General features: G+C 71.2%; 2 protein-coding genes. Both read left to right on the top strand.

Features of this window, described 5'->3' with window-relative positions; all coding sequences use genetic code 11:
* The coding region (locus tag FKV25_RS16170) for a choice-of-anchor Q domain-containing protein (protein WP_211345371.1) at positions 1 to 276 on the top strand (276 nt) is incomplete at its 5' end.
* 285 nt (positions 277 to 561) lie between these two features.
* Positions 562 to 1040, top strand: a 479-nt coding sequence (locus FKV25_RS04695) for a hypothetical protein (RefSeq protein WP_141517644.1), incomplete at its 3' end; no start/stop codon positions are given.

The raw sequence follows: 1040 nt of genomic DNA, 5'->3' as shown, positions 1-1040 counted from the left end.
TGCGGCCACTACGCCTACAACTCCAGCGCGGCGCTGACCTACAGCGGCAATGCGTTCTGGAACGTCAAGTCGGGCCAGTGCCCGTCCGGCAGCGTGTGCAGCGACCCCCGCCTCACCCGCACCGCGATGGCCGACTTCGACGCCACCCCGCTCGACGGCAGCCCGCTGGTCGACCGGGCCACCGAAGTGGACACGCCCCCCGGCGAGGACGTCGACGGTCGGCCCCGGCCGCTGGGCCGCGGCGCCGACATCGGCGCCGTCGAACGCCAGCCCTGACCCCAGCGCGGCACCCCCGCGGGTCCGGCCGGCGGACCCGTCAACGCAGACCAACTCGACACGCGCTGCCCCGCCTGCAGCTCGCGGGCGATCGCGTGCGAGGTGAACGAAAAGTCATGAAAATGAATGCGAATCAAGTACTTGTTTGTGTGACAAAGCACCAGCCCAGGTAGCCGTAACTGTGTCCGCTGGACCAGATTGCGGCCGGCGACAGGGGCAGACTCCCCGCAGGTTCACAGGGACGCGAGCCATTCCCCCTGTTCGCATTGATCCTGGAGTTCCCCCATGCCCCCCTCTTCCACCCTGCGCGTGCCGGCGAACCGTCGCCTGCGCCCCTGGGCTTCGTCGGCCGCGTTCGCGGCCCTGGCATTCGCCGGCATCACCGCCGCCCATGCCGCCACCTATTACGTCCGCACCGATGGCGGTAGCGCGGCGCAGTGCACCGGCACCAGCGACGCGGCCTATCCCGGCTCGGGCAACAACCAGGCCTGCGCCTGGAATTCACTGCACCAGGTGCTGCCGGCGTCCGGCGCCGCCCGCATCAGCGGCGGCGACACCGTTTACGTCGCGCCCGGCGAGTACATGATCGGCGTCGACGCGCCCGGCGCGAACGGCGGTCGCTGCTACTCCGGCGGTCCCTGGGACTGCTACCTGGCGCCGGTGCCCAGTGGCCCCAGCGCTGACAGGCCGACCCGCATCCTGGGCCGCGACCCCGCCCGCCCGGCCGTGCTGTGGGGCAACGAGCGCGTCAGCACGATGCTCAA

This window comes from Marilutibacter aestuarii (assembly GCF_006546775.1).
Lineage (GTDB): Bacteria > Pseudomonadota > Gammaproteobacteria > Xanthomonadales > Xanthomonadaceae > Marilutibacter > Marilutibacter aestuarii.
This window is presented reverse-complemented; position numbering and strand designations above follow the sequence as displayed.